The organism is Pseudonocardia sp. ICBG601 (assembly GCF_020496245.1).
Window position 1 is genome coordinate 838,026 of sequence record NZ_JAHLJA010000002.1, and the last position, 20,228, is coordinate 858,253.

Consider the following 20,228-nt stretch of genomic DNA (forward strand, 5'->3'; position numbering starts at 1 on the left):
GCCCATCATCCCCGACGGCCCCGTCCCGGCGTCGTCGCACCGGGCGCCTACCCTCGGGTGTGTGAGCCGCAGCTACACCGTGCGCACCTACGGGTGCCAGATGAACGTGCACGACTCGGAGCGGATGGCCGGTCTGCTGGAGGACGCCGGGTACGCCCGGGCCGAGGACCCCGACACCGCCGACGTCGTCGTGTTCAACACCTGCGCGGTGCGGGAGAACGCGGACAACAAGCTCTACGGCAACCTCGGGCACCTGCGCCCCCGCAAGGTCGCGAACCCGGACATGCAGATCGCCGTGGGCGGCTGCCTGGCCCAGAAGGACCGCGACACGATCACGCGGCGGGCCCCGTGGGTCGACGTCGTGTTCGGCACGCACAACGTGCACGCCCTGCCGACGCTGCTGGAGCGGGCCCGGCACAACGAACAGGCGCAGGTCGAGATCGCCGAGGCGCTCGAGGTGTTCCCCTCGACGCTGCCCGCGCGCCGCGACTCCGCCTACGCCAGCTGGGTGTCGATCTCGGTGGGCTGCAACAACACCTGCACGTTCTGCATCGTGCCGTCGCTGCGCGGCAAGGAGCGCGACCGGCGCCCCGGCGACGTGCTCGCCGAGGTGCAGACCCTCGCCGCCGACGGCGTGCTCGAGGTGACCCTGCTGGGGCAGAACGTGAACGCCTACGGCTCGGACATGGGTGACCGGCAGGCGTTCTCGAAGCTGCTGCGGGCCTGCGGCGAGGTCGAGGGGCTGGAGCGGGTGCGGTTCACCAGCCCGCACCCGCGCGACTTCACCTCCGACGTGATCGCCGCGATGGCGCAGACCCCGAACGTCTGCCCGCAGCTGCACATGCCGCTGCAGTCCGGCTCCGACGACGTCCTGCGCCGGATGCGCCGCAGCTACCGCTCGGAGCGGTTCCTGTCGATCCTGGCCGAGGTGCGGGAGTCGATCCCGCACGCGGCGATCACCACCGACATCATCGTCGGCTTCCCCGGCGAGACCGAGCAGGACTTCCAGGACACCCTCGACGTCGTCGAGCGGGCCCGGTTCGCCGCGGCGTTCACCTTCCAGTACTCGAAGCGCCCCGGGACGCCCGCCGCGGACCTGCCCGACCAGCTGCCCAAGGCCGTCGTGCAGGAGCGCTACGAGCGCCTCGTCGCGCTGCAGGAGCGGATCTCCTGGGAGGAGAACCGCAGGCAGGAGGGCACCGAGGTCGAGCTGCTGGTGTCCACCGGCGAGGGCCGCAAGGACGCGGCGACCGCCCGGCTCACCGGCCGCGCCCGCGACGGGCGGCTCGTGCACTTCGCGCCCGGGGACGCGACCGGCATCCGGCCGGGTGACATCGTCACCGTCCGGATCGACCGCGGTGCCCCGCACCACCTCGTCGCCGACGGCGGCGTGTTGACCCACCGCCGCACCCGCGCCGGCGACGCCGCCGAGGCCGGCGAGCGCCCGTCCGGGGCACCCACCACCCTGGGACTGCCCGCGTTCGGCGCCCCGGTGCCCGAGCCGGCACCCGCCGCGCCGTCCTGCGGCGTCCCCGCCACCACCGGAGGTACCCGATGAGCGACGTGTCCCCGGAGACCCGCGCCGAGATCGACCGGGCCGGGCGCGGTGTCGCCCGCCGGATCGACCCGGGCGCGCGCGCCATGCTGATCGCGGTGGCGATCGTCGCCGCCGTCGCCGCGCTGCTGCTGCCGTGGGTGGCGGGCACCCCGGGCTGGCAGGTGCTGGCCTCCGGCACCTCCGGGCCGCTGCCGACGCTGTTCTCGTTCACGATGACCGGGTTCGCCGTCGTGGTGTCCGCGGCCGCGCTGCTGACCCGGCTGTGGGCGCTCGCGTGGCTCGCGGCCTTCGGCTGCGGGATCTCCTCGGTGAACGGGCTGTGGGCGATCTGGTCGCAGCAGACCGGCGCCGAGGCCGGCCCCGGGTTCGGGATGGTCCTCGGCGTGATCGCGGTCGTGCTGCTGACCTTCGTGTGGGCGGGCGCCGCGCTGCAGCGCGACTGACCCCTACCGCTCGTCGACCGCCTGCTCGGCGGCGGTCAGCCACTCCCGCCACTGCGCCGCCTGCGCACGGGCCTGCTCGGCGCGCCTGCCGTCGCCGGCCGCCTCGGCCTTCTCCGCCTGCGCCTCGAACTGCTCGACCCGCACCCGGAACTGCTCCACGCGGGCCTGGGCCTCGGGGTCGGTGCGGCGCCACTGCGCGTCCGCGGCGGCGGCGACCTTGTCCTCGATCCCGCGCAGCCGCCCCTCCAGGGTGCGGATCTCCTCGCGCGGGACCTTGCCGATGGCCTCCCAGCGCTCCTGGACCTCGCGCAGCCGGGCCCGTGCGCCGTCCGGGTCGGACAGGTCGATCGTCTCGGCCTCGGCGAGCAGGGCCCGCTTCGCCTCGGCGTTCTCGGCGAACTCGGTGTCGCGGGCGGAGAAGTGTTCGCCACGGCGGGCGAAGAAGCGGTCCTGCGCGCCGCGGAAGCGGGCCCACAGCGCGTCGTCGGCCTCGCGGTGGGCGCGGCCCGCGGCCTTCCACTCGGTCATCAGGTCGCGGTAGGCGGCCGCGGTCGCGTTCCACTCGTCGGAGTCGGCCAGGGCCTCGGCCTGGTCGACGAGCTCCTCCTTGCGGGCCTTCGCCGTGACCCGCTGACGGTCGAGGTCGGCGAAGTGCGAGCCGCGCCGCCGGTTGAACGCCTCACGGGCCTTCGAGAAGCGCTTCCACAGCTGCTCGTCGGTCTTCTTGTCGACGCCGCGGACGGTGCGCCACTCGTCGAGGATCGCCTTGAACCGGTCCCCGGCCTGCTTCCACTGCGTGGAGTCCGCGGCCATCTTCTCGGCCTCGACGGCGAGCGCCTCCTTGCGGGCGACGGCGTCGTGCCGGGCGCGCTCGCGCTCCTCCTTCGCCGCGCTGACGCCCTGCTCGGCCCGGCCGACCAGCTCGTCGAGCCGCTCGCGCAGGGCGGGGACGTCCCCGACCACGTGCGCCTCGCCGAGGCCCTCGCGCAGCGCGGTGAGCGCGGTCAGCGACGCCTTCGCGTCCCCGCCGCCGGCGATCCGCGCGGCGAGCACCTCGGTCTCGGTGACCAGTGCGTCGAACCGCTTCGCGTAGTGCTCCAGGCCCTCCGCGGGCGGTCCGGCCTGGTAGGAGCCGACGACCCGCTCGCCGTCGGCGGTGACCAGGGTGATGGTCCCGTCGTCGTCGGCGCGGCCCCAGCGGCCCGGGTCACCGGCCGCCGAGGGCACCGGCGACGGCAGCGCGGCGGGCGGCGCGGGCGGTGCGACCGCGGCCGGGGTGGGCGCGGGTCGCGCGGCGGGCGGCGGTCCGGGCCGCGGGCCGGGCCGGGGCGGCCCCGGCTTCGGCGGGGTGGGCCGGGTGGGCTCGGCACCCTGTCCTGCAGCGTCGGTCGCGTGGGTCTCGGACACCGGTAGGTCCTCCTCGTTCGGCCCGCCGCGGGGGCGGGCGCCCCGGTGCGGATGTCCGTCCGGGGCCGTGCGCGCACCGGGCCCCTCGCGCGGTGCGGAGGCCGGAACGGCGATTCAAGCAGGTCCACCGCCCTCGGGGGAACCGCGTGCCCCCCGGCCGGGTACGGGCGTCGCGGCGGGGGAGCGCTGATTACCCTCGGATCCCGTGCCCGCCGCGATCGCCGTCCTGCCCCAGCCCCCGCTCCTCGTCCCCGCCCTGAGCGGCGACGCGGCGGTCGAGACCGAGGGGCTGCGCGAGGCCGTCGCCACCGCCGTGGCGGGTCTGGCCGCGGCCGCGGACAGCTGGGTCGTCGTCGGCGCCGATCCCGGCGGGCGGCGCACCGTCGCCCCGGGTACCCGGGGCACCTTCGCCGGCTACGGCCGCGACGTCCCCGTCGCGCTGCCCGGCCCGGACGGCCCCGACGAGGGCGCGGAGCTGCCGCTCCCGCTGCTGGTCGCGGCCTGGGCGGCGGCGCCGGCCGGGGTCGGGTCGGCGCGCGGCGAGCTCGTCGCGCCGGACACCCCGGCCGCCGACTGCCTGGCGCTGGGCGCGGAGCTCGCCGGTGAGGGGGTCGGGCTGCTCGTCGTCGGTGACGGCGCGGCCAAGCACACCGCGAAGGCCCCCGGCGGGTTCGACGGCCGCGCCGAGGCGTTCGACGCCGTCGTCGCCGCTGCGTTCGACGCCGGTGACCCCGAGGCGCTCGCCCGGCTCGACCCGGACGGCGCCGCCGCGCTCTGGGCGTCCGGCCGCGCGCCGTGGCAGGTGCTGGCCGGTGCCGCGCGCGGGCGGGCCTGGACGGCGGCGCACCGGCACACCTCGATGCCCTACGGCGTCGCCTACCACGTGGCGCTGTGGGAACCGGCGTGAGCGCCCCTCCGTCGACGGCACCGCCGCTGGTGGTCGTGGTCGGGCCGACCGCGACCGGCAAGTCGGACCTGGGCCTGGAGCTGGCGCTGGCGCTGGACGGGGAGGTCGTCAACGCCGACGCGATGCAGCTCTACCGCGGCCTGGACGTCGGCACCGCGAAGCTCGCCCCGCACGAGCGGCGCGGCGTCGTCCACCACCAGCTCGACGTCCTCGACGTCACCGAGACCGCCTCGGTCGCGGCCTACCAGCGCGAGGCCCGCGGGGTCGTCGAGGAGCTGCGTGCCGCCGGGCGCACCCCGGTGCTCGTCGGCGGCTCGGGGCTCTACGTGCAGGCCGTGCTGGACGAGCTGGAGTTCCCGGGCACCGACCCGGAGCTGCGCGCCGCGCTGGAGGCCGAGCTGGAACGCGACGGGTCCGGCGCGCTGCACGCCCGCCTCGCCGCGGTCGACCCGGCCGCCGCGGAGCAGGTGCTGCCCTCCAACGGGCGGCGGATCGTCCGCGCGCTCGAGGTGATCGCGCTGACCGGCCGGCCGTTCCGGGCGACGCTGCCCGGCGCGGGCACCCCCCGCTACGACGCCGTGCTGTTCGGCGTGGACCGCGACGTCGCCGAGCTCGACGAGCGCGTCGCGCTGCGGGTGGACCGGATGCTCGACGACGGTCTGGTCGACGAGACCCGCGCCCTGCTCCGCCACGGGCTGGCGCAGGGCCGCACCGCGTCCCGCGCGCTGGGCTACCGGCAGGTGATCGAGGCCCTCGACCGCGACCCCGCCCACCCCGACCTCGCCGGCGTCCGGGAGGAGACGGTCCGGGCGACCCGGCGGTTCGTGCGCCGCCAGCGCTCCTGGTTCCGCCGCGACCGCCGCATCCACTGGCTCGACGGCGCCGACCCGGACCTGGTGGCCTCGGCGCGCGCGGTGCTCGCTCGTAGGCTGGTGGCATGACCGGCGGTATCGCGTTCAGCAAGGGGCACGGCACGCAGAACGACTTCGTGGTGCTGCCCGACCCGGACGCCGCGCTCGACCTCACCCCGGCCCGCGTCGCCGCGCTGTGCGACCGCCGCCGCGGCCTCGGTGCGGACGGGGTGCTGCGGGTCGTGCGCTGGGCGAAGCTCGCCGGGGAGCCCGGCGTCGGTGAGCCCGCCGACGGCGTCGAGTGGTTCATGGACTACCGCAACGCCGACGGCTCGCTCGCCGAGATGTGCGGCAACGGCCTGCGCGTGTTCGCCCGCTACCTGCACGAGCGCGGCTGGGCCACCGGCGGCCCGGTCGGCACCCGCAACGGGGTGCTCGACACCGCGGTCGGGCCGGACGGGGTCTCGGTCGGGCTCGGGACGGTCGGCGTCGGCCCGGCGTCGGTCGCCACCAGCGGCGACGCGCGTTTCGACGGCATCGCCCTCGACGTCGGCAACCCGCACCTGGCCTGCGTCACCGCGGCCGACCCGGACACCCTCGACCTGACCCGCGCGCCCTCGTTCGACCCGGCGCTGTTCCCGAACGGGGTGAACGTCGAATTCCTGACCCCGCTGGACGGTCCCGCCGACGGCGGCCGCATCCGGATGCGGGTGCACGAGCGCGGGGTGGGGGAGACCCGCTCCTGCGGCACCGGGACCGTCGCCGCCGCCGTCGCCGCGCTGCGGCACGCCGGGCACCCCGCCGGCGACGTGCAGGTCACCGTCCCGGGCGGGCTGCTGCGGGTGACGGTGGAGGCGGGTACCGACGAGCGGACCGGGCCCACGACGCTGCACGGCCCGGCCGTGCTGCTCGCGTCCGGGGAGCTGGACCGCGCGTGGTGGGACGCGCCCGCCTGAGCATCGCGAATCCGGGCGGACACGGGCCCCGCGACGTGGGAGGATGGCGTCAAGATGACTGATGCCCACACGCACCCCTCCGTGACCCCCTCCACGTCGAACCCGGTTCCGACGGGTGGCGAGCTCGACCTGGAGGAGCGCACGTCGCTGCGCCGGATCCACGGGCTGTCCACCGAGCTCACCGACATCACCGAGGTCGAGTACCGCAAGCTCCAGCTGGAGCGGGTCGTGCTCGTCGGCGTCTGGACCGAGGGCACGGCCGAGCAGGCCGAGAACTCGATGACCGAGCTGGCCCGCCTCGCCGAGACCGCCGGTTCCGAGGTGATGGACGGCCTCGTCCAGCGCCGCTCCAGCCCGGACCCGGCCACGTTCATCGGCTCCGGCAAGGTCGAGGAGCTGCTCGGGACCGTCCGCGCCACCGGCGCCGACACCGTGATCTGCGACGGCGAGCTCTCGCCCGGCCAGCTCCGTCAGCTGGAGGAGCGGCTCAAGGTCAAGGTCATCGACCGGACCGCGCTGATCCTCGACATCTTCGCCCAGCACGCCCGTTCCCGGGACGGCAAGGCCCAGGTCGAGCTCGCGCAGCTGTCCTACCTGCTGCCGCGGCTGCGCGGCTGGGGTGAGGCGCTGTCCCGGCAGGTCGGTGGCCGCGCCGCGGGCGGTGTCGGTATCGGTGGCCGTGGCCCCGGTGAGACGAAGATCGAGCTGGACCGGCGCCGGATCCGCGCGCGCATGTCGAAGCTGCGCCGCGAGATCGGTGCGATGCGCCAGGTCCGCGAGACCCAGCGCGGCAGCCGTCGCCGCAACGAGATCCCCTCGGTCGCGATCGTCGGCTACACCAACGCGGGCAAGTCGAGCCTGCTCAACCAGCTCACCGACGCCGGGGTGCTGGTGCAGGACGCGCTGTTCGCGACGCTGGACCCGACCACCCGCAAGGCGCAGACGCCCGACGGGCACGACTACACCCTCACCGACACCGTCGGGTTCGTGCGGCACCTGCCGCACCAGCTCGTCGAGGCGTTCCGCTCCACGCTGGAGGAGGCCGCCCGGGCCGACCTGCTGGTGCACGTCGTCGACGGGTCCGACCCGCTGCCCGACGACCAGATCGCCGCGGTCCGCCAGGTGCTCGTCGAGGTCGGGGAGGCCGCGGGCGACACGATGCCGCCCGAGCTGCTCGTGATCAACAAGACCGACGCGGCCGGTGACCTCGCGCTGGCCCGGCTGCGGCACGCCCAGCCGGACGCGGTGTTCGTCTCCGCGCACAGCGGCGCCGGGATCCCGCAGCTCCGGGAGCGCATCGCCGAGCGCCTGCCGCGCCCGGAGTACGAGGTCGACCTCCTGCTGCCCTACACCGAGGGTGCGCTGGTCGCGCGGCTGCACGACGACGGCGAGATCCTCGCCGAGGAGCACACCGCCGACGGCACCCGGATCCGGGCGCGGGTGAAGCCCGAGCTGGGCACCGCGGTGCTGCCGTTCGCGGTGGCGGGCTCGGCCCTGCCGACCGGGACCGGCACCGACCTGCCGGCGACGGCGGCGGGCCACTGAGCGTCCCACCGGCCGGGCGAGCGGGTCCCGGGGTCGTGGCCCGCCGCCTGACCGCGGTCCTCTGCCTGTCCGGTGCGCTCACGGGTGCGGCCGCGCCGCCGCCCGGGGCGACCCCGGTCTGCTCGATCGACGACCCGCGGCTGGAGGAGCTGTCCGGGCTGGTCGCCGAGGGCCCGCCCGGCGCGGCCCCGCAGCGCTACCACGCCATCGTCGACGGCGGCGGGACCGCGCGGGCGTTCACCCTGGACCCGGCCGGCTGCGCGGTCACCGGCACCCGGCAGGCCGACGTCGCGGTCACCGACGTCGAGGACCTCGGCCTCGGACCGGGCGGGGAGCTCTGGCTCGCCGACACCGGCGACAACGGGGCGCAGCGCGGGTCGGTCCGGCTCGTCGTGCTGCCCCCGGTCGGGCCGCCACGGGTGCACGACCTGATCTACCCCGACGGTCCGCGCGACGTCGAGGCCCTGCTGGTCGGCGACGACGGCGTGCCCCTGCTGGTCGACAAGACCACCGGGGCCGCCGGGGTCTACCGGCCCGCCGCTCCGCTGCGCGACGGCGGGGACCCCGTGGAGCTGCGCCGGGTGGCCCAGGTCGTGCTGCCCTGGTCCGGCACCGGCGGCGGGCCGCTCGGGGCCGCCGGGTCGCGCACGGTCACCGGCGGCGGGGTCTCGCCGGCCGGGGCCGAGGGCGGGCGCGCCGCCGTGCTGCGGACCTACACCGACGCCTGGGTGTTCCCGCTGCCCGCCGGCGGACCGGCGACGGCGGACGCGCTGGTCGAGGCCCTGGGCGGGGCACCGCTGCCGGTGCCGCTGCCGGGGGAGGCCCAGGGTGAGGCGGTCGCCCCGGACGGCCGGGGCGCGTTGCACTCCGGGAGCGAGGCGCGGGGCCTGACCGCGGCGGCGATCACGGTCGTCCCGGGCGCGGTGACCGCGGCGACCGTTCCGCGGGCACCGGTCGTGCCCCAGCCCGCCGAAGTGCCGGAGTACCGCACGTACCCGTCGTGGCTGCCCGCCGCGGGCGGGGCCGCGGCGCTCGGGACGCTGCTGGTCGCCGGCGCCGTCGCGATGTCCCTGCACGGACGGCGCCGCCGGTCCCGCTGACCGCGGGACGGGGCGCCGTCCGCGACGGTCAGAGGCGGCGCAGGACCGCCACGACGCGGCCGAGGATCGACGCGTCGTCACCCGGGATCGGGTCGTAGGCGTCGTTCGCGGGCATCAGCCAGATGTGCCCGTCCTTGCGGCGGAACGTCTTCACGGTCGCCTCGCCGTCGATCATCGCGGCCACGACCTCGCCCTGCTCGGCCACCGGCTGCTGGCGCACGACGACCCAGTCGCCGTCGGTGATCGCGGCGTCGACCATCGAGTCGCCCTTGACGTTGAGCAGGAACAGCGTGCCCTCGCCGACGATCTCGCGCGGCAGCGGGAACACGTCCTGCACGGCCTGCTCGGCCAGGATCGGGCCACCGGCGGCGATGTCGCCGATGAGCGGCACGAACGCCGGCGCCGGCCGCGCGGAACGCAGGTCGGCGGTGTCGGTGTCGGAGTCGGTCCCGTCGGTACCGGCGATCTGCTCCGGGCTGCGGACGTCGACCGCGCGGGTGCGGTTCGGGTCGCGCCGGAGGAAGCCCTTGCGCTCCAGGGTGCGGAGCTGGTGGTGCACCGACGAGGTGGACGTGAGGCCCACCGCGTCACCGATCTCGCGGACGCTGGGCGGGTAGCCGTACCGGTCCACCCAGTCCCGGATGACGGCCAGGACCTTCTTCTGCCGCGGGGTCAGGCCGCGGGTGTCGGCCGCGGGGTCGGGGAACTCCCGGACCTTCGCGGATCCCCGGTCCGCGGCGGTGCCGGTCACGCCGGGACCACCGTGTCCGGTGTCGTCCGCTGCCATCGCATTCGCCTCCTCGGGGTACTTACGGCGACGACCCTAGCCGCCGCGGGCCCGTTCGCCAAACATGCGTTCGAAGTCGCCCGGGGCGTGTCGTGGATTCCGTCGGGCCGCGGTGGTACAACATCGCACAGGCGTTCGATCGAACACTGGTTCGATCGAACGCGGTCCGCGTCGCCGCCCGGCCGCGCGGGGGAGACCGGCAGCGGGAACGGCAGCGGGGGTGGCGATCGTGGGTACGGCGGTCATCGGGGACGTGACGGTCATCGGGCGGGTCCCGGTGCGCACCACGACCGACGGGGTGCGTCCCGGCCCGGCGCCGGGCGTCGTGCGCCGTGCGGTGGCCGCGTCGGGTGTCCTGCTCGCCTCGGCGGCCGCGGTCGTCGCGCTCGGGGTGCTCGCCGACGTCGCGGTCGCCACCCAGGGCCCGGCCGGGCCGCCCGCGGTCGGCGCACCACGCTGAGAACGTCCCGGCACGGGCGACGACCTGCGGGAACGCAGTTGTTGTCGGTGCCGGGTGCTACACCGCTCGTACGCCCGTTCGACCGGGCTCGGGGAAGGGCCGGTCGGGAGCGGGGGAGACGAGACCGTCCGGGGGACGGGCGGTCCGACGGCAGGAGGAACCATGCGAGAGCTCGACGAGCGGATCCGCGACCACGGCGCGGTCGGCTGCCTGACCGGCGCCCCGGCGCCCGGCACCCCCACCTCGCGCGCCCGGCGCGCCGCCCGGGAGCGGGTGCGGGCCGCCGACGGCCTCGCTGGTGCGGCCGGTGCCGGCTCGTCGGCCGCCGCCCGCGCGGCCCACCGGTGGGCCGCCCACGGGGCGCGCGAGCGCGCACTGACCGAGTCGGTCGCCCGCCATCCCGCCGCCCGTTCCCGGCGCACCCCGGTGCCCGGTCCCTCGGGGGCCGGTCCCGCCGGCGGTCCGAACCTCGCCGTCCGGACGCCCCGCTGCACCACCGCGGACCCGGCCCCGGGGGCGACGGCGACCCTGACGCGGCCCGCACCGGCCGCGGCGCCGGCCCGTACGCGGTCGGTGGCCGTGCCGGCACCGCGCACCGTCCGTCCGCCGTCCCGGCGCTGCCTGGTCCCGGCGCGCCCGCGCCCGGCCCGCAGCCGCGCCCGCGGTCGCCTGGAGCGGTTCCTCACCGGGGTCGCGGCCCTGCTGTGCGCGACGACCGCGGTGGTGGCGCTCGGGCTGCTGGGCGACGCGGCGGCGGGCTGGAACGCCCCCGCGGCCGCCGTGCCGTCGGTCGGCGCCGTGCGCTGACCTCGGCCGGCGCCGCGCCCGGGGCGCGCACGGCTGTGCGCCGCGCGGCGGGGCGGTCCGAGGTGGTGACGGTGCGGAGCGGCGGACGCCGTGTCGGCGTGGCATCGGGTGACGGCGTGCGCGGGGATGGCGCACGGGTGTCGGGGCGCGGTCGCCGGGATGTCGTCGGAGGAGTCGGCGACGTGCCGCCGGGCGCGTCCGCAGGGCGTGTCCCCGCATCGGGTGGCCGCCGGTCGCGGTCCCTGCGGCGCGACGGACGGCGCCGCCCGCGACGTTCCTCGGCGCCACCAGCGCCGATGCCCCGCTCCATGATCGTCGGCGACGGACCGGTCGCGGAACGTGGTGTGCGAGGCTCGGATCCCGATCGGGCGAAGCTCGGCGTGGCGTGGGCCCCGGGATGGCGTACCCCTAGATGTAGGGGTTACATTGGTGTCGTTCCGCCACTGGTTGGGGGGACTGATCGCTGCGGAGAGTTTCCGGAACGTCACGGAAGAGGGGTGTGAGCGTCCATGCGCTGCCCGTTCTGCCGACACCCGGACTCCCGCGTGATCGACTCCCGGACCGCCGACGACGGGACATGCACCCGCCGGCGCCGGTCCTGCACCTCGTGCGGACGACGGTTCACCACGGTCGAGGAGGCCGTGCTCGCCGTCGTCAAGCGCAGCGGGGTGACCGAACCCTTCAGCCGGCAGAAGGTCGTCGGCGGGGTTCGGCGGGCGTGCCAGGGCCGGCCGGTCGACGAGGACGACCTGCAACAGCTCGCCCACCGGGTCGAGGAGACGGTGCGGGCGCGCGGGGCGGCGGAGCTTCCCAGCCACGAGGTCGGGCTGGCGATCCTCGGGCCGCTGCGTGAGCTCGACGAGGTCGCGTACCTGCGGTTCGCGAGTGTCTATCGGTCCTTCTCCTCCATCGAGGACTTCGAGAAGGAGATCGCCGACCTGCGTTCGGCGGCTGCCGGGGAAGCAGCCGACGACGAGGCCGGCCACCACCCGGACGGCTGAGCGGCGCGTCGTCGTCGCCGGTCGTACCGGGAAGAGAGCCGTCCGCGCACCCCAGCGTGCGGGCGGAGAAGCGTCGGATGTGCGGAGGCAGTTCATGACCGAGACCGTCGGGGGCCCGACGACAGACACCGGTGAGAGCGCGGCGGCCAAGCCGTCGCGTGGCCGCGGGAAGACCGGCGCCAAGCGCGCGCCCGGCCTGACCGTGCAGCGTGTCTTCACCACCGAAGGGGTCCACCCCTACGAGGAGGTGGAGTGGGAGCGCCGCGACGTCGTCATGACGAACTGGCGCGACGGCACCGTCAACTTCGAGCAGCGCGGCGTCGAGTTCCCGCGCAGCTGGTCGGTCAACGCCACCAACATCGTCACCAGCAAGTACTTCCGCGGCGCGGTGGGCTCGGACACCCGTGAGTCCAGCCTCAAGCAGCTCGTCGAGCGGGTCGTCGGCACCTACAAGCGGGCCGGTCTCGAGCACGGCTACTTCGCCACCGACGGCGACGCCGAGATCTTCGACCACGAGCTGACCTGGATGCTGATCCACCAGGTGTTCAGCTTCAACTCGCCGGTGTGGTTCAACGTCGGCACCGCCAGCCCGCAGCAGGTCAGCGCCTGCTTCATCCTCTCGGTCGACGACACCATGGAGTCGATCCTGAACTGGTACCGCGAGGAGGGCCTGATCTTCAAGGGCGGCTCCGGTGCCGGCCTGAACCTCTCGCGCATCCGCTCGTCGAAGGAGCTGCTGTCCTCCGGCGGCACCGCCTCGGGCCCGGTCTCGTTCATGCGCGGTGCCGACGCCTCCGCGGGCACCATCAAGTCCGGCGGCGCCACCCGGCGCGCGGCGAAGATGGTCGTCCTCGACGTCGACCACCCCGACATCGAGGAGTTCGTCGAGACCAAGGCCAAGGAAGAGGCCAAGGTCCGCGTCCTGCGCGACGCCGGCTTCGACATGGACCTGGGCGGCTCCGACATCACCTCGGTGCAGTACCAGAACGCCAACAACTCCGTCCGCGTCACCGACGAGTTCATGCGCGCCGTCGAGGGGGGCACCGACTTCGGTCTGCGTGCCCGCATGACCGGTGAGGTCATCGAGCGCGTCGACGCCCGCAAGCTGTTCCGCGGCATCGCCGAGGCGGCCTGGAACTGCGCCGACCCCGGCATCCAGTACGACGGCACGATCAACGACTGGCACACCACCCCGGAGTCGGGGCGGATCAGCGCGTCGAACCCGTGCTCGGAGTACATGCACCTGGACAACTCCAGCTGCAACCTGGCGTCGCTGAACCTGCTGAAGTTCCTCGACTCCGACGACCGGTTCGACGCCGAGACCTTCGCCAGGGCCGTCGAGCTGATCATCACCGCGATGGACATCTCGATCTGCTTCGCGGACTTCCCGACCGAGCCGATCGCCGACACCACGCGCCGGTTCCGCCAGCTGGGCATCGGCTACGCCAACCTCGGCGCGCTGCTCATGGCGACCGGCCACGCCTACGACTCCGAGGGCGGCCGCGCGCTCGCCGGGTCCATCACCTCGCTGATGACCGGTGCCGCGTACAAGCGCTCCGCCGAGCTCGCCGGCGTCGTCGGCCCGTACGAGGGCTACGCCCGCAACGCCGAGTCCCACCAGCGCGTCGTCCGCAAGCACGCCGCGGAGAACGACCGCATCCGCACCTTCGCCTCCAGCACCCCGGTGCAGAAGCTCGCCACCGAGGTCTGGAAGCAGTGCCAGGAGATCGGCCAGGTCAACGGCTGGCGCAACGCGCAGGCGTCGGTGCTGGCCCCGACCGGCACGATCGGCCTGATGATGGACTGCGACACGACCGGCATCGAGCCGGACCTGGCGCTGGTCAAGTTCAAGAAGCTGGTCGGCGGCGGCTCCATGCAGATCGTCAACCAGTCGGTGCGCCGCGCCCTGGACAACCTCGGCTACCAGGCCGAGCAGGCCGAGGCGATCGTCGAGTACGTCGCCGAGCACGGCCACGTGGTCGACGCCCCGGGCATGAAGCCCGAGCACTACGAGGTGTTCGACTGCGCCATGGGCGACCGGACGATCGCCCCGATGGGCCACGTCCGCATGATGGCCGCCGCGCAGCCGTTCCTGTCCGGCGCCATCTCCAAGACGGTCAACATGCCCGAGCGGGCGAGCGTCGAGGACGTCGAGCGGATCTACCTCGAGGGGTGGCGCCTCGGCCTCAAGGCCCTGGCGATCTACCGCGACAACTGCAAGGTCGGCCAGCCGCTGTCCGCGGGCAAGGGCGGCGACAAGAAGGCCGACGCCGAGCCGGAGAAGCACGTCGTCGTCGAGCAGCGGCCGGTCCGCAAGCGGCTGCCGAAGAAGCGGCCCAGCGAGACCGTGTCGTTCACCGTCGGTGGCGCCGAGGGCTACCTCACCGCCGGCAGCTACCCCGACGACGGCCTCGGCGAGATCTTCGTCAAGCTCGGCAAGCAGGGCTCGACCCTGGCCGGCGTGATGGACGCCTTCTCGATGTCGATCTCGGTGGGTCTGCAGTACGGCATCCCGCTGGAGTTCTACGTCTCGAAGTTCTCCAACCTGCGCTTCGAGCCGGCCGGGATGACCGACGACCCGGACGTCCGGATCGCGACCTCGGTGCTGGACTACCTGTTCCGCCGCCTGGCACTGGACCACCTGCCGTACGAGAAGCGCGCCCAGCTGGGCATCTTCTCCTCCGACGAGCGGTCCGCCCAGGTCGAGAACGACTACGGCACCGGCGAGAAGCTCGACATGGAGGAGTTCCGCTCCTCCGTGCCGACGACCGAGGAGCGCAAGGAGGCCGGTGTCGATCCGGCCCCGGTCGAGGTCGGCAGCTCCACCGAGCTGCTCGAGCTGCGTCTGGGCAAGGCCGCCGACGCACCGCTGTGCATGACCTGCGGGACGAAGATGCGCCCCGCCGGATCCTGCTACCTCTGCGAGGGCTGCGGCTCCACCAGCGGCTGCAGCTGAACGACACCGCACCACACCGGGGCGGCTCCGACACCGGAGCCGCCCCGGCGCGTGTGGTGCAGGCAGGGATCGGGGACCACGTGACCGAGGACCGCACCGCGGAGGTGGCCGGGCGCCTCGGCGTCGACCCGCGGGTGCTCGCCGTGCTCGTCGCCGCCCCGTGGCGCGCCGCGGACGGCCACGACACCGGGCCCGTCGCGGAGCCGGCGGGGGAGCGCGGCACCGTCTACGTCGGCGTCCCGTCCCCGGCGGAGCTGCGCGAGCTCGACCTGCCCGCCGACGGGCTGCGGCACTTCGGGCTCACCCCGGCCGACCTGCGTCGCGGCGGCTGGACCGACGCGGACCTGCGCTCGGCGGGGCTCCTCCCGCCCGGCGCGACGCCGGACCCGGTGGCCTGGTTCGTCGCGGGGGAGCCGCCGCAGCTGATGCTCGGGTTCGACCCGGCCGGTCCGGTGCTGCTGGCCCGCCCGGAACCACGCTGGGACGGCCACCTCCCGGTGCTGGACCCGGCGGACGCGGTGGAGGTACCCGTCCTGCCCGGCTGCGACGACCCCGACGGCGACGCCGGGCTCGCCGTCCGCCAGGTGCGTGACGGTCTGCTGCGCCGGGCCCGGCGCCGGCTCACCCACTGCGTGATCTGCCTGCGCCCGGTGCACCGGGCCGCGACGACGCACGGCGCCTGCCACGGCTGTGCCGGCACCTGGCTGGGGTTCGTGTTCTGACCCCGGGCCCGGGGTCAGGTCGCTGAGACCGGTCCCGGCCGCGCCCCGGCGACGCCGGCGGGCGGGGGAGCGGGGCAGCGCAGCAGCTGACGCCACTGCTCCGGGCTCCACCGCGCCGGGTCGGTGGACCCCAGGAACTCCTCCAGCACCCCGACGAACCGGGCCGGGTCGCTGTGGTGCGGGAAGTGCCCGGCGTCGTCGAAGACCTCCAGCCTGCTGCCCGGCATCGCGGCGTGCGCGGTGCGCGCGTGCGCCAGCGGTACGACGGCGTCCCGGGCGCCCCACACGAGCATCGTCGGCATCCCGCGGGTCAGGTAGCAGCGGTCGAGCATGGTCACCACCTGCCCGCGCCAGTCGACGACGGCGCGCAGCGTCCGGATGAACGCCGTCCGCGACGTCGCGTCGGGCAGCGCGTCGACCAGCCGGAGCAGGTCGGCGGCGTCGCGGCCGAGGTCGGCCCCGACCAGGCGCAGCGCGTCGACGGCCCACCCGAGCTGCCACCGCAGCAGTGGCAGCTGCGAGGCCGCCAGCACCGCGTGCGCGCCGGGCAGGCTCACCGCGCGCAGCAGCGGCGTCACGTCCGGACCCGCCCCGCCGGTCCCGACCAGCACGAGACGCTCGGTGCGTTCGGGGTACTGGTAGGCGAACTGCATGGCGACGCCGCCGCCGAGCGAGTGCCCCACCAGCGTCGCGCGGGGCACCCCGAGGACACCGAGCAGGTCGCGGACCCCGTTGGCGTAGGCGGCGACGGAGTAGTCCGCGCGCGGCTTGTCGGAGTGCCCGTGCCCGAGCAGGTCCGGCGCGATGACCAGGTGCCGCCGGGCCAGCGCGGGGAACACCGCCTCCCACGTCGCCGAGCTGTCCCCGATGCCGTGCACGAGCACGACCGCGGGCCCGGAGCCGGCCACCCGGAACGCCCGCCGGTAGCCGTGCACGGTGCGGAACCGCAGCTCCGAGTCCCGCGGCGGCACGACGCCGAGCCGGTCGCCGACCGGTGCCGGGCGCGAGGTGGGGGCCGCCATCCGCCCGACGGTAGGACCGTCGCGTTACCCCGGTGTTGCCGTCGGCGAACGCGTCGGCCCCGCCGGACCTCAGAGGTGGTTGAGGACGAGGTCGTGCAGGTCACGGCTGCGCAGCACCCCGGAGCGGAACCGCCGCGCCAGGGGCCCGGCGACCGGCCGGCTGGTGATCAGCGGGATCGGCTGCTCGTGCCGCCCGCCGTGCGACCGCAGGGCGCCGTGCAGGCCGGACAGGTCGTGGTCGCGGGCCCGGGTCCCCAGCGCGACGTGCGCCGACGACGAGACCGCGAGGTCCCCGATCCGGTCGGCGGGGTGCTCGTGGACGGTCGCGGCGTCGGCGCGGTCCCACACCTCCTCGATCCCGGGCAGGGCGGCGAGCACGGCGCGGGCCCGGTCCCGCTCGGGTTCGGGCAGGTAGATCCACGCGAACGAGCCGAGCGCGCCGTGGTGGCGGACGTAGGGGTCGGTGATCGGGAGCACGACCTCGTCGACCGCGACCCCCGCCTCCTCCAGGACGTCGGTCAGGTAGTGCACGGTCGGCTCGCCGTCCGCGCCGTGCTTGGCGTTCATCCCGTGGTCGGCGGTGATGCCGACGACGAACCCGGCGTCGAGGTACTCGCCCAGCAGGGTGTCGAACTCGGTGAGGAACCGGTCGGACAGCTCGTCGCCGGGGGCCGCGGCGTGCTGCACGCGGTCGGTGAGCGAGACGTAGAACAGCCGGATCTCCGGCCGGGCGCGGTGCACGGCCAGGCCGATCCGCATGGCGTAGTGGCTCGCGTCCCAGTCGTAGATGCCGGGCGGGGCGAGTCCGACGAGCGCCGCGAGGTCGTCGATGCCGTACTCGGGGAGGTCGGCGACCCGTTCGACGCTCACGCTGGGCACCCCGCCGTGGCCGAGCAGCCGACGGAGCTTCTCCTTCGTCGTGACCATCAGGGTCGGCACCCCGTGCTCGGCCAGGACCGCGTGGATGCTCGGGGCGCGCAGGAACGCGGGGTCGTCGAACAGCTGCAGGGTGCCGTCGGGGAGGCGGCAGTAGTTGCCCGGCACCCCGTGCAGGGCGGGCGCGACCCCGGTGACGATCGAGAGGTTGTTCGGGTTGGTCAGGCTCGGCATCTCCGAGGCCCCGCGCCGGTACTCCCCGCCCTCGGCGAGCATCCCCGCGAGCCGCGGCACGATGCCGCGACGCAGCGCGTCGTCGAGGTAGTCGGGGTCGCCGCCGTCGACGGTGAGGACCACCGTCGGCCGGTCGGGAACGCGGTAGTGGCGGTCGTTGGCGACGATGGTGGTCATGGCGTGGTCCTCTCACGGGCGAGGGTGACGAACTCGGACTCGGGGCGGGTCAGCACGCGGCCGGTCCGCAGGACGAGGTGGACGGGTCGGGTGGCGGGGGCCGGTGCCAGGCCGAGCTCGGCGATCCGGCCGAGTCGCAGCGCGTCGTCCGCGGCCCCCCGGGGCACGCAGGCGATACCGAGTCCCGCGGCGACGGCGTGCACGATCGCGGCGGTGCCGCCGACCGTCCACACCCGCGTCCCGGGGATGCCCCAGCGCTCGAGCAGGTCGAGCTGGTAGGCGCGGGTGGTGGAGCCGCGTTCGCGGACCAGGACGGTGCTGCCCCGCAGGGCGGCCGGGTCGGCCGTGCCGCCGGCGAGCGGATGGTCCGCGGCGGCGACGACGATCTGGGTCTCGGAGGCGACGACGACGCTCTCGTGCCCGGGGCCCACGCCGTCGTCGGCGGTGACCGCGATCCCGATGTCGCCGGCGTCGAGCCGGCGCAGCGTCTCGGTGGTGTTGTCGATCCGCAGGTCGACGTCGACCAGGGGGTGCAGGCGGGTGTACTCGGTGAGCAGCCGCGGCAGGACGCCCTCACCGGCCGTCGCCGTCCCGCCGATCGCGAGCGTCCCGCCGACCGGCCCGTGTCCGAGCTCCTGGACACCGGCGACGGCCTCGGCGTAGAGGTCGAGCAGCCGGCGGGCGTGCTCGAGCATGGTGTCGCCCGCGGGGGTGGTCCGCAGCCTGCCCGTGTCCCGGGCGAGCAGCCGGGTGCCCAGCTCGGCCTCCAGCTGGCGCAGGTGCGCCGACACCGAGGACTGCGCCAGGCCCAGCGTGCGGGCGGCCGCGGTGACCCCACCGGCGTCCACGATGGTCACGAACACCCGCAGCCGTTGCAGGCTGGGGCCGCTCACGCCCGGTCACCGGCACGGCTGACCGCGTCGCCGCGCGGCCCGGGGACCGGCCCGCCGGCCGGGTCGTCGGCCGTGCCGCCGTCGCCGGCGGTCGCGTCGGGAGGCCCGGGCCCGGTGAGCTCCGGGAGGAGACCCGGGCGGCGGCCGGACATGATCGCCGTGACGTCCGCGGCGGTGGTCTCGCCCTGCCAGCGGGAGACGACCAGCCCGGCGACCGCGTTGCCCAGCGCGTTGACCACGGCCCGGCACTCGGACATGAACCGGTCGATCCCGAACACCAGCATCACCCCGGACACCGGGAGGAACGGCAGCGAGGACACCGTCGTGGTCAGCATGACGAACCCGCCGCCGGTGACCCCCGCGGTCCCCTTCGACGACAGGAGCATCACCAGGAGCATGACGATCTGGTCGCCGATCGACAGGTCGATCCCCAGGGCCTGGGCGATGAACACGCTCGACAGCGTGAGGTAGAGACACGTGCCGTCGAGGTTGAAGGAGTAGCCCGCGCTGACGGTGATCCCGGCCGTCCCCTTCGACACCCCGGCGTTCTCGAGCTTGCGGACGATGCCGGGCACGGCGACCTCCGACGACGAGGCCCCGAGCGCCAGCAGGATCTCCGAGCGGAAGTAGCGGAAGGTCCGCAGCGGGTGCAGGCCCACCAGCAGCAGCACCGAGCCGAGCACGACGACCACGAACACGATCGACGTCACGTAGAAGGTGGCGACGAGCGCCAGCAGCGACCCGATCGTCGCGGCGCCGAAGGTGCCGGTCGTGTAGGCCATCGCACCGAAGACGCCGACCGGGGCCGCGTACGTCACGAACCGGACGACGGTGAACAGCACCCGCGAGAGCTGCTCGATCCCGCGCGCCACCGGCCGTGCCGGTTCCCCGATCACCGCGAGCGCGATCCCGAAGAGCACGGCGAACAGCAGGATCTGCAGCACCGCGCCCTCGGCGAAGCTGCCGACCACGTTGTCCGGGACGATCTGGGTGAGGTGGTCGGTCCACTCCACGGCACGGCCGGTCTCGATGTGCTGTTCGACGTCCGGGTCGAGCGCGAGCGCGCCGGCGTCCGCCCCCATCCCGGCGCCGGGCCGCACCAGGTTCACCGCGAGCAGGCCGAGGACGAGCGCGGCGGTGGTGACGATCTCGAAGTAGACGATCGAGCGCAGCGCGACCGTCCCGACCTGCCGCAGGCTCGCCACGGAGGCGATGCCCCCGACGACCATGCAGAAGATGATCGGCCCGAGCACCATCGTCAGGAGCCCGACGAACGCGTCCCCCAGGAACTCCAGGGAGCGGCCGAACGCGGGCTCGACGAGCCCGGTGAGGGCACCGAGGACCATGCCCGCGAGCACCCAGACGTAGAGCTGCCGGTACCAGGGTGTCCGGGGGTGGCCCGCGCTCGGTCGTTCGGACATGGCTGCTCATCTCCAGGGGTGCGGGACGCGGGGACCTCCTCGGTCCCGCTGCGGAGTCTGGGCGGCCGACCCCGCCCCACCCGGAACGGCGCCGGGCGGGGCCGG

Annotated in this window: 18 protein-coding genes; 12 read left to right on the forward strand and 6 right to left on the reverse strand. The window is 75.1% G+C overall.

Going from position 1 to position 20,228, the window contains the following annotated elements; genetic code table 11:
* The first annotated feature begins 61 nt into the window (after positions 1-61).
* Positions 62-1,558, forward strand: a complete 1,497-nt coding sequence (gene miaB, locus KPL57_RS03935; RefSeq protein ID WP_226350499.1) for a tRNA (N6-isopentenyl adenosine(37)-C2)-methylthiotransferase MiaB — start codon at positions 62-64, stop codon at positions 1,556-1,558.
* Complete coding sequence (locus tag KPL57_RS03940) at positions 1,555-2,001, forward strand: hypothetical protein (RefSeq protein ID WP_226350500.1); 447 nt, start codon at positions 1,555-1,557, stop codon at positions 1,999-2,001. The genes miaB and KPL57_RS03940 overlap by 4 nt, the downstream gene beginning before the upstream one ends.
* A gap of 3 nt (positions 2,002-2,004) precedes the next feature.
* Here the strand turns inward: KPL57_RS03940 and KPL57_RS03945 are convergent, their stop codons facing one another.
* Positions 2,005-3,240 carry a DUF349 domain-containing protein gene (locus KPL57_RS03945; protein ID WP_374203660.1) on the reverse strand — a complete coding sequence of 412 codons (1,236 nt, stop codon included), beginning with the start codon at positions 3,238-3,240 and terminating at the stop codon, positions 2,005-2,007.
* 373 nt (positions 3,241-3,613) lie between these two features.
* On the opposite strand from KPL57_RS03945, the gene KPL57_RS03950 reads away from it, so the two are divergent.
* From KPL57_RS03950 to KPL57_RS03970, 5 genes are read left to right on the forward strand one after another with little or no spacing between them, the layout of a single operon-like run.
* Positions 3,614-4,315, forward strand: coding sequence for a hypothetical protein (locus tag KPL57_RS03950; protein WP_226350502.1), 702 nt, complete (start codon positions 3,614-3,616; stop codon positions 4,313-4,315).
* On the forward strand, positions 4,312-5,256 hold the full coding sequence (gene miaA / locus KPL57_RS03955) for a tRNA (adenosine(37)-N6)-dimethylallyltransferase MiaA (protein ID WP_226350503.1): 945 nt from the start codon (positions 4,312-4,314) through the stop codon (positions 5,254-5,256). The genes KPL57_RS03950 and miaA overlap by 4 nt, the downstream gene beginning before the upstream one ends.
* Complete coding sequence (gene dapF / locus KPL57_RS03960) at positions 5,253-6,122, forward strand: diaminopimelate epimerase (protein WP_226350504.1); 870 nt, start codon at positions 5,253-5,255, stop codon at positions 6,120-6,122. Before miaA ends, dapF begins: the two co-directional genes overlap by 4 nt.
* 54 nt (positions 6,123-6,176) lie before the next feature.
* The gene (gene hflX / locus KPL57_RS03965) at positions 6,177-7,667 is read left to right on the forward strand and encodes a GTPase HflX (RefSeq protein WP_226350505.1); all 1,491 of its coding nucleotides are present in this window, start codon (positions 6,177-6,179) and stop codon (positions 7,665-7,667) included.
* A 35-nt stretch (positions 7,668-7,702) separates the two neighbouring features.
* Positions 7,703-8,767: a hypothetical protein gene (locus KPL57_RS03970; RefSeq protein WP_226350506.1), complete on the forward strand. Its 1,065-nt coding sequence runs from the start codon at positions 7,703-7,705 to the stop codon at positions 8,765-8,767.
* Positions 8,768-8,795: 28 nt separating this feature from the next.
* On the opposite strand, the gene lexA is transcribed toward KPL57_RS03970, so the two are convergent.
* Positions 8,796-9,554 (reverse strand): transcriptional repressor LexA, encoded by a 759-nt coding sequence (lexA, locus tag KPL57_RS03975; protein WP_062396661.1) that lies wholly within the window; start codon positions 9,552-9,554, stop codon positions 8,796-8,798.
* Between the two features lie 229 nt (positions 9,555-9,783).
* Between lexA and KPL57_RS03980 the strand changes: the two genes are divergently transcribed.
* The 5 genes from KPL57_RS03980 (at position 9,784) to KPL57_RS04000 (ending at position 15,500) form a co-directional block, all read left to right on the forward strand.
* Positions 9,784-10,014, forward strand: coding sequence for a hypothetical protein (locus KPL57_RS03980; RefSeq protein WP_226350507.1), 231 nt, complete (start codon positions 9,784-9,786; stop codon positions 10,012-10,014).
* Positions 10,015-10,176: 162 nt separating this feature from the next.
* On the forward strand, positions 10,177-10,821 hold the full coding sequence (locus KPL57_RS03985; RefSeq protein WP_226350508.1) for a hypothetical protein: 645 nt from the start codon (positions 10,177-10,179) through the stop codon (positions 10,819-10,821).
* Positions 10,822-11,330: 509 nt separating this feature from the next.
* A complete protein-coding gene (nrdR, locus tag KPL57_RS03990) occupies positions 11,331-11,822 on the forward strand; it encodes a transcriptional regulator NrdR (protein WP_062396654.1) in 492 nt (163 codons plus the stop codon).
* Positions 11,823-11,916: 94 nt separating this feature from the next.
* Positions 11,917-14,778: a vitamin B12-dependent ribonucleotide reductase gene (locus tag KPL57_RS03995; protein WP_226350509.1), complete on the forward strand. Its 2,862-nt coding sequence runs from the start codon at positions 11,917-11,919 to the stop codon at positions 14,776-14,778.
* An 80-nt stretch (positions 14,779-14,858) separates the two neighbouring features.
* Positions 14,859-15,500, forward strand: coding sequence for a hypothetical protein (locus KPL57_RS04000; RefSeq protein ID WP_226350510.1), 642 nt, complete (start codon positions 14,859-14,861; stop codon positions 15,498-15,500).
* A gap of 14 nt (positions 15,501-15,514) precedes the next feature.
* Here the strand turns inward: KPL57_RS04000 and KPL57_RS04005 are convergent, their stop codons facing one another.
* The 4 genes from KPL57_RS04005 to KPL57_RS04020 all read right to left on the reverse strand — a co-directional run bounded on the left by KPL57_RS04005 (position 15,515) and on the right by KPL57_RS04020 (position 20,123).
* Complete coding sequence (locus KPL57_RS04005; RefSeq protein WP_226350511.1) at positions 15,515-16,522, reverse strand: alpha/beta fold hydrolase; 1,008 nt, start codon at positions 16,520-16,522, stop codon at positions 15,515-15,517.
* A gap of 69 nt (positions 16,523-16,591) precedes the next feature.
* The gene (locus tag KPL57_RS04010) at positions 16,592-17,809 is read right to left on the reverse strand and encodes an alkaline phosphatase family protein (protein WP_226350512.1); all 1,218 of its coding nucleotides are present in this window, start codon (positions 17,807-17,809) and stop codon (positions 16,592-16,594) included.
* Positions 17,806-18,702: a LysR family transcriptional regulator gene (locus tag KPL57_RS04015; protein WP_226350513.1), complete on the reverse strand. Its 897-nt coding sequence runs from the start codon at positions 18,700-18,702 to the stop codon at positions 17,806-17,808. Before KPL57_RS04015 ends, KPL57_RS04010 begins: the two co-directional genes overlap by 4 nt.
* Positions 18,699-20,123, reverse strand: a complete 1,425-nt coding sequence (locus KPL57_RS04020) for a cation:dicarboxylate symporter family transporter (protein WP_226350514.1) — start codon at positions 20,121-20,123, stop codon at positions 18,699-18,701. Before KPL57_RS04020 ends, KPL57_RS04015 begins: the two co-directional genes overlap by 4 nt.
* Positions 20,124-20,228: the final 105 nt, after the last annotated feature.